Origin of the sequence: Paraburkholderia sp. RL17-380-BIE-A (genome assembly GCF_046028085.1) — a bacterium.
Taxonomy (GTDB): Bacteria; Pseudomonadota; Gammaproteobacteria; order Burkholderiales; family Burkholderiaceae; genus Paraburkholderia.
Genome location: NZ_JARESQ010000013.1, coordinates 193,001 through 207,145, shown reverse-complemented (window position 1 = coordinate 207,145; position 14,145 = coordinate 193,001). Strand labels below are relative to the sequence as shown.

The 14,145-nt window shown below is 61.3% G+C and carries 15 protein-coding genes; 13 read left to right on the top strand and 2 right to left on the bottom strand.

Going from position 1 to position 14,145, the window contains the following annotated elements; all coding sequences use genetic code 11:
• Nucleotides 1-64 precede the first annotated feature (64 nt).
• From P0D68_RS22810 to P0D68_RS22795, 4 genes are all read left to right on the top strand, one after another.
• Nucleotides 65-1,417 carry an MFS transporter gene (locus tag P0D68_RS22810; RefSeq protein WP_091803814.1) on the top strand — a complete coding sequence of 451 codons (1,353 nt, stop codon included), beginning with the start codon at nt 65-67 and terminating at the stop codon, nt 1,415-1,417.
• A gap of 33 nt (nt 1,418-1,450) precedes the next feature.
• On the top strand, nt 1,451-2,110 hold the full coding sequence (locus tag P0D68_RS22805; RefSeq protein ID WP_408186448.1) for an RraA family protein: 660 nt from the start codon (nt 1,451-1,453) through the stop codon (nt 2,108-2,110).
• A 107-nt stretch (nt 2,111-2,217) separates the two neighbouring features.
• Complete coding sequence (locus P0D68_RS22800; protein WP_408302402.1) at nt 2,218-2,994, top strand: class II aldolase/adducin family protein; 777 nt, start codon at nt 2,218-2,220, stop codon at nt 2,992-2,994.
• A 22-nt stretch (nt 2,995-3,016) separates the two neighbouring features.
• Nucleotides 3,017-3,943 carry a 2-hydroxyacid dehydrogenase gene (locus P0D68_RS22795; protein ID WP_408302309.1) on the top strand — a complete coding sequence of 309 codons (927 nt, stop codon included), beginning with the start codon at nt 3,017-3,019 and terminating at the stop codon, nt 3,941-3,943.
• Between the two features lie 21 nt (nt 3,944-3,964).
• Here P0D68_RS22795 and P0D68_RS22790 read toward each other — a convergent pair whose 3' ends face one another.
• Complete coding sequence (locus P0D68_RS22790) at nt 3,965-4,918, bottom strand: LysR family transcriptional regulator (RefSeq protein WP_286162111.1); 954 nt, start codon at nt 4,916-4,918, stop codon at nt 3,965-3,967.
• A 141-nt stretch (nt 4,919-5,059) separates the two neighbouring features.
• Between P0D68_RS22790 and P0D68_RS22785 the strand changes: the two genes are divergently transcribed.
• The 8 genes from P0D68_RS22785 to P0D68_RS22750 all read left to right on the top strand — a co-directional run bounded on the left by P0D68_RS22785 (nt 5,060) and on the right by P0D68_RS22750 (nt 12,069).
• Nucleotides 5,060-6,292 (top strand): Zn-dependent hydrolase, encoded by a 1,233-nt coding sequence (locus P0D68_RS22785; RefSeq protein WP_408186450.1) that lies wholly within the window; start codon nt 5,060-5,062, stop codon nt 6,290-6,292.
• The gene (locus P0D68_RS22780) at nt 6,289-7,191 is read left to right on the top strand and encodes an HpcH/HpaI aldolase/citrate lyase family protein (protein ID WP_408302312.1); all 903 of its coding nucleotides are present in this window, start codon (nt 6,289-6,291) and stop codon (nt 7,189-7,191) included. The genes P0D68_RS22785 and P0D68_RS22780 overlap by 4 nt, the downstream gene beginning before the upstream one ends.
• 168 nt (nt 7,192-7,359) lie before the next feature.
• A complete protein-coding gene (locus P0D68_RS22775) occupies nt 7,360-7,941 on the top strand; it encodes an RNA polymerase sigma factor (protein ID WP_408302314.1) in 582 nt (193 codons plus the stop codon).
• Nucleotides 7,942-7,953: 12 nt separating this feature from the next.
• Nucleotides 7,954-8,262, top strand: a complete 309-nt coding sequence (locus P0D68_RS22770) for a hypothetical protein (protein WP_091803831.1) — start codon at nt 7,954-7,956, stop codon at nt 8,260-8,262.
• 182 nt (nt 8,263-8,444) lie between these two features.
• Nucleotides 8,445-9,161 (top strand): O-methyltransferase, encoded by a 717-nt coding sequence (locus tag P0D68_RS22765; protein WP_408302316.1) that lies wholly within the window; start codon nt 8,445-8,447, stop codon nt 9,159-9,161.
• Between the two features lie 268 nt (nt 9,162-9,429).
• The gene (locus P0D68_RS22760; RefSeq protein WP_408302319.1) at nt 9,430-9,699 is read left to right on the top strand and encodes a MoaD/ThiS family protein; all 270 of its coding nucleotides are present in this window, start codon (nt 9,430-9,432) and stop codon (nt 9,697-9,699) included.
• A gap of 91 nt (nt 9,700-9,790) precedes the next feature.
• A complete protein-coding gene (locus tag P0D68_RS22755; RefSeq protein ID WP_408302321.1) occupies nt 9,791-10,948 on the top strand; it encodes a WD40/YVTN/BNR-like repeat-containing protein in 1,158 nt (385 codons plus the stop codon).
• A gap of 428 nt (nt 10,949-11,376) precedes the next feature.
• Nucleotides 11,377-12,069 carry a phosphatase PAP2 family protein gene (locus P0D68_RS22750; RefSeq protein ID WP_091803862.1) on the top strand — a complete coding sequence of 231 codons (693 nt, stop codon included), beginning with the start codon at nt 11,377-11,379 and terminating at the stop codon, nt 12,067-12,069.
• A gap of 135 nt (nt 12,070-12,204) precedes the next feature.
• On the opposite strand, the gene P0D68_RS22745 is transcribed toward P0D68_RS22750, so the two are convergent.
• Nucleotides 12,205-12,648, bottom strand: coding sequence for a cupin domain-containing protein (locus P0D68_RS22745; RefSeq protein ID WP_408302323.1), 444 nt, complete (start codon nt 12,646-12,648; stop codon nt 12,205-12,207).
• A 214-nt stretch (nt 12,649-12,862) separates the two neighbouring features.
• Here P0D68_RS22745 and P0D68_RS22740 point away from each other — a divergent pair, with 214 nt between their 5' ends.
• A complete protein-coding gene (locus tag P0D68_RS22740) occupies nt 12,863-13,924 on the top strand; it encodes a methyltransferase (RefSeq protein ID WP_408302325.1) in 1,062 nt (353 codons plus the stop codon).
• Nucleotides 13,925-14,145: the final 221 nt, after the last annotated feature.

The following is a 14,145-nucleotide window of genomic DNA, read 5'->3' as shown; positions in this document are numbered from 1 at the left end:
ACCAGGCCATGCGCGCAATCGCTGCGTTCATCCACTGAAACTGCTGTGCCTCAAGGAGAAACCCATGACGTCCTATCGCCCCGCGGACACACCACCCCCATCAGACGGCGCCCCGGCCAACATGAAAAAGATCGCGGTGGCGAGTGTGATCGGCACGACCGTGGAATGGTATGACCTGTTCGTCTTCGCCACCGCCTCGGCACTCGTCTTCAACAAGGTGTTCTTTCCCGGCTTTGTCCCGTTAGTCGGCACCTTGCTGGCGTTCGGCACGTTCGCCTCCGCCTACCTCGCGCGCATTGCCGGGGCCGCCCTCTTCGGCCATTTCGGCGACCGGCTCGGACGCAAGGCGATGCTGCTGGTGTCGCTCATCATCATGGGCATCGCGACGTTCTCGATCGGCCTGCTGCCGAACTATGCGTCGATCGGCATCTGGGCGCCCATTCTGCTGCTCACCTTGCGCGTCATTCAGGGACTCGCGCTCGGCGGCGAATGGGGCGGCGCCGTGCTGATGGCGGTGGAACATGCCCCCGCAGGCAAGCGTGGACTGTACGGCTCGTGGGTGCAGATAGGCGTGCCTGCCGGCACCCTGATCGCCAATCTGGCGTTTCTGGTCTGCAATGCCACACTTTCAAACGACGCACTGCTCTCCTGGGGCTGGCGCATTCCGTTCCTTGCGAGCGCATTGCTCGTGGGGGTCGGGCTTTACATCCGTCTGAACACGTCCGAAACGCCGTCGTTCCGCAAGATCAAGGAAGCCGACGCGCAGGTCAAGTTGCCGATCGCCGAGGTCCTCACCCGATACTGGAAGCAGGTTCTGCTCGGCGGTATCGCGACGATGTCGACGGGCACCTCGTTCAACCTGATTGTCGCGTTCGGGCTAACGTATGGGACGCAGACGCTGGGATTCTCACGCAACGCGATGCTCTCCATTGCACTGATTGCCTGCGCGCTTTGCATCGTGTTGCTGCCGGCCTTCGGCAAGCTCTCTGACATCGTGGGCCGCAAGCCGGTGATCATCGGCGGCATTGTCGCCGAGGCTCTGCTCGCTTTTCCGCTTTTCTGGCTGCTGGATACGCGCGAGTTTCCGTTTGCGCTGCTCGGTTATCTGCTGATGATGACCGCCTTCGCCGCGAACTACGGACCCATTGCCACCTTCCTCGCGGAGTTGTTCGGCACCGAAGTTCGCTACTCCGGCCTGTCGGTGAGTTATATGTTGTCGGGGCTGCTCGGCAGCGCCGCTACGCCGATTGTCACCACCGCATTGTTGTCCGCTACGGGCAGAGGTTCGTCGGTGGCGTGGTACATGATGGGCTCGGCTGCTGTTTCGGCACTCGCGCTCGTGCTGCTCGCGGAGACGCTCCGCCGCGATATCTCGTCCGCGGCGCGCGCGAATGCCGCCACCGCAAGCATTTCGTGAAGGGTTGATATGCATACGGAAAAGGCCGCTCTGATGCAAGACACACCAGACTCATCGTTACTGCACAGCCTCGAATCCGTCAGCTTCCCGACACTCGGGCATTTCCTGGAGAATGGCTTCGCGGACCATCGCCTGCGCGCGATGGTCCGCAACGTGAAAGTAATCGGGCGCGCGGTGACGCTCAAATTGCTATCTCCCGACGCCATCCCCGTGAACCGCGCCCTGTCGCAACTCAAACCCGGCGATGTGCTGGTGATCGATATGAGCGGCAATCATACGCATGCGCCGGTTGGAGCAGTCACGGCATGCGCCGCGCTCAACGCCGGCGCGAAGGCCGTCATTGTCGACGGCGTGGTGACCGATCTCATCGAACTACGCAGCACGCGGCTGCCAATATTCGCGCGCGGAACGTCATTGCTGACGACCAAAAAACGCGACACCATGTCGAGTCAGTTCAACGAGCCGGTGGTGTGTGGCGAAGTCGTGGTGCGCCCAGGCGACATTGTGCTGGCCGACGACAATGGCGTGCTGTTCACCCAGGCACCGGCGCTTGCCGCCGTGATCGATCTGGCTCTGGCGTCCGATCACGCGGAACCCTCGATTCTGGCTCGGCTCAACGCCAAAGCGCCGCTTCACGAGGTCCTGCAATGCTTCATCTCATCAAGTATTCACGCCGCTAATGATCAGCATTAGAACAATGAAGTTGACGGACACTGACACGCTAACGAACACTACGCCCACTACAGCAAGTGAGAACCCGGGAGACTTCTGAAATGCAATCCACCCCTACCCCCGATCGCATGAGCGAAAAACCGGCGCAGCCGGCTGCCGAACAGCAGGTAAGAGAGGAACTGGCGGCGCTCTACAGGCTGGCCGCGCACTTCCGCATGACCGACATGATCGACACGCACATCACGGCGCGCCTGCCCGGCTTGCCGGGGCAGCCGCCGGCATTTCTGATCAACCGCTATGGCGTGCTGTTTCACGAAATGCGCGCGTCGGACCTCGTGAAGATCGATCATCTCGGCAACGTCATCGACGAGCGGGCTCACAGCGAACCGGCGTTGTTTCGTGTCAACGCCGCGGGATTCACGATTCATTCGGCCATCCACGCGGCACGCGACGATCTGCATTTCGTGATCCATACGCACACCGCCGCGGGAACAGCGGTATCGGCTCAGGAGCAAGGGCTGCTGCCGATCAGTCAGCATGCGTTGAAGTTCTACGGCAAGCTCGCCTATCACGATTACGAAGGCATCGCGCTGGAACTCGGCGAGCGTGAGCGCCTGGTGCGCGACCTCGGTTCCTGCAAGGCGATGATCTTGCGCAATCATGGGTTGCTTGCGGCCGGCCCCACGGCAGCCGAAGCGTTCCACGAGATCTATTTCCTCGAGCGGGCCTGTCAGGCGCAAATCCAGGCGCTGGCCGGCGGCAGCGCGTTGCGCATTCCACCGCGGGGAGTGTGCGAGTTGACCGCGAGCCAGTTCGCTCGCGAAGACTCCGCGGAAATTTCGGAGTTGGCATGGCGCGCGGCGTTACGGTTGATCGACGACCCGCAATCCGACTACCGCAGCTAAGCCCGTTTTCTGCTTCAATGCCATGACCAAATTAGTTCTAATGAGCCGTGACTACGACATGTCACACCTCGTGCAGCCGATTCTGCGCGCCGCCCCTGAATTGGATGTCGTGGTGCACGGCGAGCAGTCCGCCGGCGATGCTGAAATAGCCGTGTGCTGGAACCCGCCGGCCGGCGCGCTGGCGGAGTTGCCGAAACTGCGGCTCGTTCATAGCATCGCCGCGGGCGTCGACAACATCCTGTCAGACCCTGCCCTGCCCGCCGTGCCGCTGTGCCGGGTCGTCGATCCGCAACACGCGCGCGGTATGAGTGAATTCGTCACGTGGGGAGTGCTGCATTTTCATCGCCAACTCGACCGCGTGCTCGCCAATCAGCGTCTTGATCGCTGGTTCCGCCACGATCAGCGCGATGCTTCCGAATGCGCCGTCGGCATCATGGGATTGGGAGAAATTGGCAGCCGCGTCGCGACGGATTTGCAGCGCTTCGGGTTCGCGGTGCGCGGCTGGGCGCGCAAGCCCCGTGAATTGCCGAACGTGACGACCTTCGCCGGCGCCGAGGAATTCAAGCCATTTCTCCAGGGGACGAACATTCTCGTGTGTCTCCTGCCGCTCACACACGAAACCCGCTGGATTCTCAACGCAAACACGTTCGAGCACTTACGGCCTGGCGCGAAGCTGATTCACGTCGGCCGAGGCGAACATCTGGTGCCCGCGGACCTGATCGCGGCACTGAAGAGTGGGAAGATCGGCGGCGCGATCGTCGACGTGTTCCCGACCGAACCGTTACCCCCCGAAGATCATTTATGGCGCGCACCCAATCTGATCGTGACGCCGCACATGGCTTCGGTGGCAAGCTCGGAGACGATCGGCGCGCAAGTGGCGCACAACGCACGCAGGCTGATTTGCGGCGAACCGCTGCAGAACATGGTCGACATCGCGCGCGGATATTGAGTGAGGTTGCTGAGCGAGGCGTTAGCGGCCAACACCTTCCTCCTGGCCGTCGATGAACACATTCAGGGCATCGATAAACGCGGCTTCGGCGGCGCTCAACTTTCGGTCCTGTGACCACAACATGTAAATATCGAGGTCGGCCACGCCTTCATCCGGCGGCAGCCGCTGAAGGCGGCCTTGAGCAATGTCGTCGCGTACGACATGTTCCGGCAGGCAGCCTATGCCGAAGCCCGCGAAGATGAAGCGCCTCACCTCGGTCATGCTCGACGACGAACCCACCACGCGCCCGGTGAAGCCCATCTCGTCACGAAAGAACGTAAGCGGCGACAGGTGGTCGCCCACCTTGTCGCCGGTGAAGGAGACAAACTTTTCGCCGGCGAGATCAGCGACCCGAAGATCGTTACGCCCAAAGAGCGGATGATGACGTCCGCAGAAAAGCGCATACCGTTGACGCAGAAACACACGGCTGTCGACCCGTTTGGGTAACGCCCGCCGTGGCGTCAGTCCGAGCGTTGCGGACTTCTGCTGGAGACTGTTCACCACGTCGGCGCTGCGCATTTCCTGACTTTCAAGTTCGATACGCGGATACGTGCGATGAAACTCGGCGAGAAACGTATCGTAGGCCGGAAAATCGATGCCGCTGACGGTACTCACGCGCACCATGCCGGAGATATCGTGATCGCGATCCACCTCGGCGAGTGACAGGCGCGAAATCGTCCCGTACACGTCTTCAGCAATCTGCTTCACTTCGATGCCGGCCTGCGTGACCTCGATGCGCGGACCGTGGCGATCCACGAGGCGCAGACCCAACTGCTCTTCCAGCCGGCGCAGCGCCTGGCTGACCGCGGGCTGCGTCAGATGGAGTTTCGCCGCCGCGCGACTCACGCTGCCTTCTTTCGCGATCGCAAGAAAAGTCCGCAGCAAATTCCAGTCAAGACGGTCGTTCAGGTAGGTGTCAGGGCGATCTTTGCTCACGATGAGCCTCACTGATTTCATCATCCGCCAAAATTATACTTAGGATTAGAATTAGAAATTAGACTTATCATTTTTGATTACCGATAAAGGCATCACGACGAACCCGACGCGGCCATCTCGCCGCGGCTTCAGGAGTGTGTGATGCTAAAAATCAATGGTGAACGGCTCTGGACGAGCCTGATGAACATGGCCGCTGTCGGCGCTACGGCGGGCGGCGGTGTGCGGCGCCTCGCATTGACCGAACAGGACGCGGCCGGCCGGGCGCTTTTCTCGCAATGGTGCGTCGACGCGGGCCTCACGTTGTCCGTCGATCAGGTCGGCAATCTCTTCGCCCGGCGCGCCGGCAAACTGAACGATGCCGCACCCGTGGCAAGCGGAAGCCACCTCGACACCCAGCCCGAGGGCGGCCGATTCGACGGTGTGTATGGCGTGCTGGCCGCGCTCGAAGTTGTCCGCACGCTGAACGACGCGAACATTCAAACCGACAAGCCCATCGAAATCGTCGTGTGGACCAACGAGGAAGGCGCGCGATTCACGCCGGCCATGCTCGGTTCAGCGGCCTTTACGGGCATCATGCCGCTCGCTCAGGCATTGAGCACGCGCGATGCAGCCGGAACATCGGTCGAGCAGGCTTTGCAGGCAACAGGCTATGCCGGCGCGCGCGCCGTGCCTGGCGTTGTCTTCGACGCCTACTTCGAAGCGCATATCGAGCAGGGGCCGGTGCTCGAGGAAAGTGGCGTGCCGATCGGCGTCGTCACGGGCGGCCAGGCCATTCGCTGGCTCGATGTGCGCGTACGTGGGCAGGCCGCGCACGCAGGCACGACGCCGATGCAGTACCGCCGCGATGCGCTATTTGCGAGCGCGGAAATGGCCGCGGAACTGGAAAGCATCGCGGCAGATTTCTTCCCGCAAGGCCTTGCGACCATCGGCGAACTGCAGATCCGCAATGCATCGCGCAATACGATCGCGGCGGACCTGTCGTTCACGGTGGATCTGCGCCACCCCGACGACGCGATGATCGAAAACATGGAAGCCGCGCTGCGCGAGCGCTTCGATGCCATCGCGAAGCGCCGCCGCCTCACGGTCGAGGTGGGGCAGCATTGGGTCAGTCCGGCTACGCCGTTCGACCCGCACTGTATTGCTGCGGTGGGCAACGCGGTGGAGGCGCTGGACTATCCGCATCAACGCATCGTCAGCGGGGCCGGCCATGACGCGATCCATCTCGCCAAGCATTGTCCGACCGCGATGATCTTTATCCCCTGCGTCGACGGTCTAAGCCATAACGAAGCCGAAGACGCCTTGCCGGAAGACGTCACGCGTGGCACGGACGTGTTGCTTCACGCCATGCTGGCGCGCGCGGGGCATGCCGTATGAACGCACACCCAACGCCGCGCCCGCCTGGCCTGCGGCGCACATGGCTCTTCGCACCCGGAAACAATTCCGAGGCCCACGCAATCGCGCTGCAAAGCGGTGCGGATGCCATTGTCGCCGACCTGGAAGAAATGACCTCGCCGCAAGACCGGCCGCGGGCACGCGAACGCATTGTCACGTTATTGCGCGAGGCGGCTCGGGCCGGCACGTTCGGTTCGGTACGGATCAACAAACTGGAGCACGACGGCCATGCCGATCTCGAAGGCATCATGCCCGGCGCCCCACGGGCGATTTTTCTGCCGCACGCGGAGAGCGCGGCCCAACTGGCCTCACTCGACGATGCGCTGGCCATCATCGAGCGCAAGCTGGGCATTCCGGCGGGCTCGACGGAGGTGGTTCCAGTTATCGAATCCGCGAAGGGTCTGGTCAATCTGGGCGCGCTACTTCAGGTGGGCGCACGAATAAAATGCTGCATGCTCGCAGTCGAAGACCTGGCGGCGAATCTCGGCGCTCGCCGCACACCGGGCGGTATCGAACTGCTTTACGCACGCAACCGCTTTCTGATCGAGTGCATTGCCGCCGGTTGCGTGCCGATTGATCTTCCTTGCACCTATCGGTCGGCGCAGGTGCTTGGGCAGGACCTGGACCTCTGCACGCAACTCGGATTCGCATCGAAAAGCGTCGTGTTTGCCGAACACGTGCCGGCGATTCACCGTGCGCTGACGCCATCCGCGGAGGACGTGCGGGCGGCGCATGCGCTCATCCACGCGCACGCCGCACAGCAGGCGAATCCGCCTGATGCCGGTTCCGCCTGGATCGATTACCCGGAGCGCAATAACGCGCAACGTCTGATCGCACGTGACGCGCTGCTGCGCGCCTTTGACGACAGCCGCAACGCATAGGCCGCGCGCATCGCCGCCGCGGCTTTTATCGGCAGGGCTGTCAGGGTCGATCGCAAGAGGCGTGAACGCAACGATCTTTAGGATCGAGCGTCAGCGCAACAAATATTCGACTGGCAAAATTTTTTGAGCCAGCCACAATATTTGCGCGCCTGAAACGTCTTCAGACGCATGGAACCCCCACCCACCCCGGCCACGATGACCGAACGAGACAGCGACATCACCGCGACCGTGGTGCGTGAGCGCACGAGGCTCGGCAATTTCATCCGGCGCCGCATACGCGATCCAGACGATGCCGAAGACATCCTGCAGGATGTCTTCCACGAATTCGTGCAGGCCTACCGCCTTCCGGCGCCGATCGAACAGGCTAGCGCGTGGCTTTTCCATGCGGCGCGCAATCGCATCATCGACCGCTTCCGGAAGAAGAAAGAAGAGCCGCTGTCGGACCTTTTCGACGACGACGACGAAGCCGGCAGTGAGTATCGCCTCGACCTGAACTTACCGGCCCACGATGCGGGCCCCGAAGCCCAATACGCGCGCGCCGTATTGCTCCAGGCCCTGCAGGATGCGCTCGACGAGTTGCCGCCGAATCAGCGCGACGTGTTTATCGCGCACGAACTCGAAGGCCGGTCTTTCAAAGATATCGCGGCTGAAAGCGGTGTCACGCTCAATACGCTGCTTTCACGCAAACGCTATGCGGTCCTGCATTTGCGCGCCCGACTGCAGGCCATTTACGACGAACTGGATATTTAGAGGAGTTGAAGTATGAAATTTCGAATCAGATGTGCAGGTAAAGCGTTGCTTGTGATCGTCGGCATAGGCGTGCTGGGGTGGGCGGTCATGACGCTATGGAACTGGGTGATTCCGACGTTGTTCGTCGATGCCCGGACGATCGACTTTGCGCACGCACTCGGCTTACTGGTTCTGAGCCGCATTCTGTTTGGCGGATTCCGCGGACACGGCGGCTGCCGCGAGCGGCGACTGTGGCGCAAATGGGATGCCATGACGCCGGAAGAGCGGGAGCGCGTGCAGGCCGGCTGGCGATCACGGCCCGGCAAACGCGCGGAAGATTGACTACGCGCAAAACCCCGACGTCCGACTGCCACGAGGACTGGCCAGTCGTGACGGTGCGCCTTCCCTGGGCAATCGAACTGGCCGGAACAGGCGCCACAACCCGTATTCCTGACATTGATGCGAAGTGATGCCGGTCGGTGTTTTATTACTTCGCCGAGCCCGGTTAGCCCCCGGGAAAACCTATGAAATCGACGACCACGACACTTTTGCAGCGGCTTCACGAGCAAAGCCGGACAGAAATGATGCTCCGCGCGCGGGCCCAATTTCCGGGATCGAGTGATGAGTTTCAGACTCTCGCGGAAGAATACGACACGCTCGCCCCTCACCTGCGCGGGCGCTTTCTCGAAACGCTCGGGCTTTCCACCGAAGACTTCGAATCCACGCAAGGGACGGCGCTGTCGTTGGCGGTGTCGGCGGAAATGGGACGATTTTTGCGCAACATGGTCCTTTCACATAAGCCACGTCGAATTCTCGAACTCGGCAGTTCGTATGGCGTATCCACGCTGTATTTTGCCGAGGCGCTTCGCACCTTGAACGACGGCGTGGTCGTCGCGACGGAACTGGACCCCGAGAAGTGCGCCCACCTCCGCGCTCACGTCAGAACCGCGGGCGTCGATGCCTATGTCGAGTTGCGTGAAGGTGACGTGTTCCAGACCGTTTCCTCATTGGACGGTGCGTTCGACATGGTGTTTATCGACGTATGGGCGAACACGTATCTTGACCTGTTCAAGCAGACCGAACGCCTTCTGCGCCCCGGCTCCATTGTTCTCGCCGATAACATGTACACAGCCGAGGACGCTGTCCGGCCCTTCAAGCAGTACCTTGCCGGCAATCCACGCTTTTCAACGACGACGCTGGACTTTGAATCAGGGGTCGAGTTTACGGTCGTGGTTGCTTGAGTTGCTGCGGGGTGGTTGTTGATGCGGTTGAGCGCGCGTCAGTTCCTCGATGAGCGCGCCAGCGCGCAATCGCCCCACCGCCAGCGCCGACCTCGCAAGACTCCACCACCGGGACACCGACGGGATACCGTTGCCCGGCTTGAAACTCGTGACGCGCGGTGATTCATGCCGCTTATCTTCTGCTGAATCGCGATACCCCGGAGCAAGCGGCGAATCGCCTACACTACAGAATCAACGGACCCTGCCATCCCCGCGACGTGACTCCGCCATGGCGCACATCTTCTTCGCTGCTTCGATTCAGCGACATATCGCAACGCCCGAGCGTGATATCGACGCTCGCACGCTGAGCGAAGCGCTCGAGGCCGTCTTCGCCGTGCAACCTCGACTGCGCGGCTACATCCTTGATGATCAGGGCGCACTAAGGCGGCATCTCGCCGTGTTTGTGGATGGTCGGCGGGTGCGCGATCGACAACGCCTGTCCGATGCACTCGGCGAACAGAGCCGGGTTTATGTCGTGCAGGCGCTGTCGGGCGGGTGAGGCGCCACGCAGATTCGAGCTTTGCATGAGATCGGAGTGAGCGCCAAAACGCCAACGCCGATCGACATCTGGACGACGGGAGACACTCCACATGAGCGATCGATTGCTTGTCGCGACCCGCAAGGGTCTGTTCGTTCTGAGAGCCAATGGAGCAGGCGTCTGGGAGTTCGACGAGTTGCATTTCACCGGCGAGCCGGTGAGCATGGTGCTGCCTGATTCGCGCGACGGGTCGCTCTATGCGGCGCTCAATCTCGGCCACTTCGGCGTGAAGCTGCATCGCCGGCGCGCGGGCATGGCGGATTGGGACGAGTGCGCGGTTCCCGTCTACCCGCCGCAGCCTGCCGGCGAAACGCGGGCCGGCGACATCGCAAACGCGAATGCAGATACCGGCGCGGACAATGCGAACGCCGTCGCGCCCAGCGCGCCGCCTGCCTGGACGCTTCAGCAAATCTGGTCGCTCGAAACCGGTGGCCCAGACGAGCCAGGCGTCTTGTGGGCCGGCACGATTCCCGGTGGGCTGTTCCGTTCCGACGATGGCGGCGACACATGGGTGCTCAACCGTGCGCTGTGGGATCGCCCGGAGCGCCGCGAATGGTTCGGAGGCGGCTATGACGCGCCGGGCATCCATTCCGTGATGGTTGATCCACGCGACAGCCGGCATGTGACGATCGGCGTATCGTGTGGCGGCGTTTGGCAAACGGTCAACGGCGGCGCGACCTGGCGCGTCACCGCCGAGGGCATGGAGGCTGACTACATGCCGCCGGAGCGGCGCGGCGACGCCAACGTGCAGGACCCGCACCGGGTCGTCCAATGCACGGCACATCCAGACACGTTGTGGACGCAGCATCACTGCGCAATCTTCCGCTCGATCGACGGTGCGGCACACTGGCAAAGAATCGAGGCGCAGCCATCGAGCTTCGGCTTTGCGGTTGCCGTGCATCCGCACGAGCCGGACACCGCCTGGTTCGTGCCTGCCGTGAAAGACGAGTGCCGGATTCCGGTTGACGGACGGTTCGTCGTCACGCGCACACGCGACGGCGGCCGCACGTTCGATCGCTTCTCGAGTGGCTTGCCGCCTGCCCCCGCGTATGACCTCGTGTATCGGCACGGCCTCGCGGTGGACGAGTCTGGCGAGCGCCTCGCGATGGGGTCGACCACCGGCTCGCTATGGACGTCCGATGACGGCGGCGAAAGCTGGCAATCGATTTCAGCGCATTTGCCGCCGGTTTATTGCGTCCGGTTTGGATGACGGTCTTTGCCAATCGGACGGCGGCCTAAAGTGAAGGGTCGATAAGTTGCGCATACCCGCCAGTCCGCCGATATCCGCTGCCTGAGCGGACAAATCCGATCACCACCGTGCATTACCTGCTCGCGCGTGGACCAATGGCTCGACGAACGCGAGCGCCAACACGGGACTGGGGAACGAAATGTAGATGTCGGTAATACACACCAGGTGCCGCCATCACCACCCGACGCTTTTTCGATAGACGTAGACGACGCGATGTTCGTCGGCATGCGTTGCCCGAACAGGACAGTCGCGCAGTAAGCCGTCAGTGAAAGTTAGCAATGAAATTGCGCCGTAAAAGTTGTCAGTGAAAGTAAGCACCAGAAAATGCGGCGCACCCAATGGGCTATGCTAACCCTCGATGCGACCAGCCCAAAGTTTCCTACAAAAAAATGAACAGCTTCGATTCGTCTATCGAAACATATCTGTCCAACATACACTTCGGTCATTTCGCGACCCAATCCATAGAAGTCATCGCCGACCTTTACACCTTCAAAGGCCTCGTGCTCATTCCCGTGCTGTGGTGGATGTGGTTTCAGCAGGACAAGCGCCGCGAATGGCGACGGGAAATGGTTCTCGCCACGCTTCTCAGTAGCGTCGTGGCGCTCTTCGTCGGAAGACTGCTGACTCACTGGTTGCCGTTCAGAGTGCGCCCCATCTATAGCGACGAACTGCATCTGCACTTTGCAGGTAGCGCTATCAAGGACGCACTGCTGACAAGTTGGAGTTCCTTCCCAAGCGATCACGCGATGCTATGGATGGCGGTCGCCACCGGTATCTTCCTCGTGTGGCGGGGCATCGGTGTGCTGGCGGTTTCCTATACCGTGCTGTTCATTTGCGTTCCGCGCGCCTACCTGGGCTTTCACTACCCAACCGATTTGCTGGTGGGCGCCGCCTTGGGAATCGGCATTACCTATGTCATGACGCGAGATGCGATCCGCGTGCGCTATGCGATTCCTGCGCTGCGATGGATCGAACGCTACCCGGGGCCTTCAGCGATGCTGGCCTTTATTCTGTGCCTCGAACTCGTTACGCAGTTCGACGAACTGCGCAGGCTGGCGAGCGGTGTGCTCAAATATCTATGAAGCACGCGTTGCGGTGCGGCGCTGGGAGGCTATTCGGTGGTGGCGGCGCCCGAGCGAGTGATGTTATCGAAGCCAGGTTCATGCGCGTTTGCACGTCGGCCGATAGTTATTCAGCCACAGTGGATCGCTTTCAACTCATTTAGGCGACGCTGGGACCAGTCCGTACCCGGACATCACAGCGATAAGCTTCGCGCGGTCGGGCGGCTCACCCGCATTGACTATGGCGCCGACGTCGCGGAAATACTGGGCGCCGATGTCGGGCGTAAGTATGATCAAGGCACGAGCCGTGTCACCGTGTGGATTGCTGAATTGATGGACCGATCCGCGTCGGGAATGCATCCACTGTCCTTGGGCCAGATCCCGGACTACGCCATCAACAGAGTATCGAAGCACGCCCTCCAGCACATACACGCACTCCTCATTATGTGTATGACTGTGAGGTGGAGGAACGCTCGAACCAGGAGGCACCGTCAACTCGAATACGCCCAACCCGCCTGTGCCGGCTCCATCAATCAAGTACCGAATCGTCAGACGACCGACAGTGATCGGCTCGCCTGGGTCCGCGTTGTCAACAGTCATTTAAGTTTTCTCCCGTCTGAGGATTCGCGCCGGTCGCAACACTACGAGTGTAGGCCGGAGACACGCCGCTTGCAGCGGTTCCCTGACCGAACGTCCGACATTGGGCAGCACGTAAGCGGCTGGACTTAGCTTTATACGATGACTACGCTTAAGAACGTCGCGCCGCCCGCCATGGCACCTGGCGCTTCAACACACGTGTCCGACGGAGGCATCGATGCCAAGTACACCAAACGTGGATCAGCAGGGACCTGGCGCCGACGGCAAGTATCAGCCCGAACCCACTCCTGAGCGACTTCTGCAACTGGGCATGGGATTCTGGGCGTCGAAGACGTTGCTGTCCGCGGTCGAACTCGGTGTGTTCACGCGCCTCGCGAGCGGTCCGAGCGATGCAGCGGAACTCATTGAGGCGCTCGGATTGCATCCGAGATCGGCCCTCGATTTTCTCGACGCGCTGGTTGCATTGAATCTGCTGGAACGCGAAGCCGGGATATACCGCAATACGCCGGAGGCCGGGCTCTTTCTGGACTCGACCAAGCCTGGTTACGTGGGCGGACTACTGGAAATGGCCAACGCCCGGCTGTATCCGTTCTGGGGCTCACTGACAGAAGCGCTTCGCACCGGGCGGCCACAGAACGAGGCGAAACACGGCGGCAACCTGTTTGACGCGATCTATCACGATGAAGCAGGCCTGCGGCGCTTTCTGCGAGCAATGACCGGAGTCAGTCTTGGGGCGGCCAAGGCGATTGCGCAGAAATTCCCCTGGAAGAATTACGGCACTTTCATCGACATTGGCACGGCACAAGGTGCGCTACCTGTGCAGATCGCGCTCGCTCATGCTCACCTGCTCGGTGGTGGCTTCGATCTACCGGAAGTCGGCCCGGTATTTAACGAGTACGTGACGTTGCATGGCTTGCAGGAACGGGTGCGCTTCCATGCGGGCAACTTTTTCAAGGACCCCTGCCCGGCAGCAGACGTGCTTGTGATGGGACACATCCTCCATGACTGGAATCTCGAAGAAAAACTCGAACTGCTGGCGAAGTGTTACGCGGCGCTGCCTCCCGGGGGGTGTCTGATCGTCTACGACGCCGTGATCGACGATGATCGCAGGCAGAATGCATTCGGTCTTCTGATGAGCCTGAACATGCTTATCGAGACCCCCGGCGGTTTCGACTATACGGGTAGGCAGTGTTGTGCGTGGATGAAGGAAGTCGGCTTCTCACAGGCACGCGTAGAGCCTCTCGCCGGCCCGGATTCAATGGTGATTGGAATCCGGTAGGAGCGGATTTGGCGCCCCGCCAGCCATTTACCGAAGCGTGGAGCGACGCCACGATGCTGGCCGGCCTCCCACGCTCCGGTCCCTGCCGCTCACGGTCCCGCTCCGTAGAAACCCCATTTCAGAACGAAAATCGCGCGTGTTGCGCGAATAGCGCTCATATTATGCTGACTGCCGTTGTCGTGCATCCATCGACAGCGTAACTTCCTTGCATCCCTGATCGC

Bases quoted from the DNA above. Each gene is read 5' to 3' on its own strand.
- P0D68_RS22810 (WP_091803814.1), top strand. From the start codon at position 65: ATGACGTCCTATCGCCCCGCGGACACACCACCCCCATCAGACGGCGCC.
- P0D68_RS22805 (WP_408186448.1), top strand. From the start codon at position 1,451: ATGCAAGACACACCAGACTCATCGTTACTGCACAGCCTCGAATCCGTC.
- P0D68_RS22800 (WP_408302402.1), top strand. From the start codon at position 2,218: ATGAGCGAAAAACCGGCGCAGCCGGCTGCCGAACAGCAGGTAAGAGAG.
- P0D68_RS22795 (WP_408302309.1), top strand. From the start codon at position 3,017: ATGACCAAATTAGTTCTAATGAGCCGTGACTACGACATGTCACACCTC.
- P0D68_RS22785 (WP_408186450.1), top strand. From the start codon at position 5,060: ATGCTAAAAATCAATGGTGAACGGCTCTGGACGAGCCTGATGAACATG.
- P0D68_RS22780 (WP_408302312.1), top strand. From the start codon at position 6,289: ATGAACGCACACCCAACGCCGCGCCCGCCTGGCCTGCGGCGCACATGG.
- P0D68_RS22775 (WP_408302314.1), top strand. From the start codon at position 7,360: ATGGAACCCCCACCCACCCCGGCCACGATGACCGAACGAGACAGCGAC.
- P0D68_RS22770 (WP_091803831.1), top strand. From the start codon at position 7,954: ATGAAATTTCGAATCAGATGTGCAGGTAAAGCGTTGCTTGTGATCGTC.
- P0D68_RS22765 (WP_408302316.1), top strand. From the start codon at position 8,445: ATGAAATCGACGACCACGACACTTTTGCAGCGGCTTCACGAGCAAAGC.
- P0D68_RS22760 (WP_408302319.1), top strand. From the start codon at position 9,430: ATGGCGCACATCTTCTTCGCTGCTTCGATTCAGCGACATATCGCAACG.
- P0D68_RS22755 (WP_408302321.1), top strand. From the start codon at position 9,791: ATGAGCGATCGATTGCTTGTCGCGACCCGCAAGGGTCTGTTCGTTCTG.
- P0D68_RS22750 (WP_091803862.1), top strand. From the start codon at position 11,377: ATGAACAGCTTCGATTCGTCTATCGAAACATATCTGTCCAACATACAC.
- P0D68_RS22745 (WP_408302323.1), bottom strand. From the start codon at position 12,648: ATGACTGTTGACAACGCGGACCCAGGCGAGCCGATCACTGTCGGTCGT.
- P0D68_RS22740 (WP_408302325.1), top strand. From the start codon at position 12,863: ATGCCAAGTACACCAAACGTGGATCAGCAGGGACCTGGCGCCGACGGC.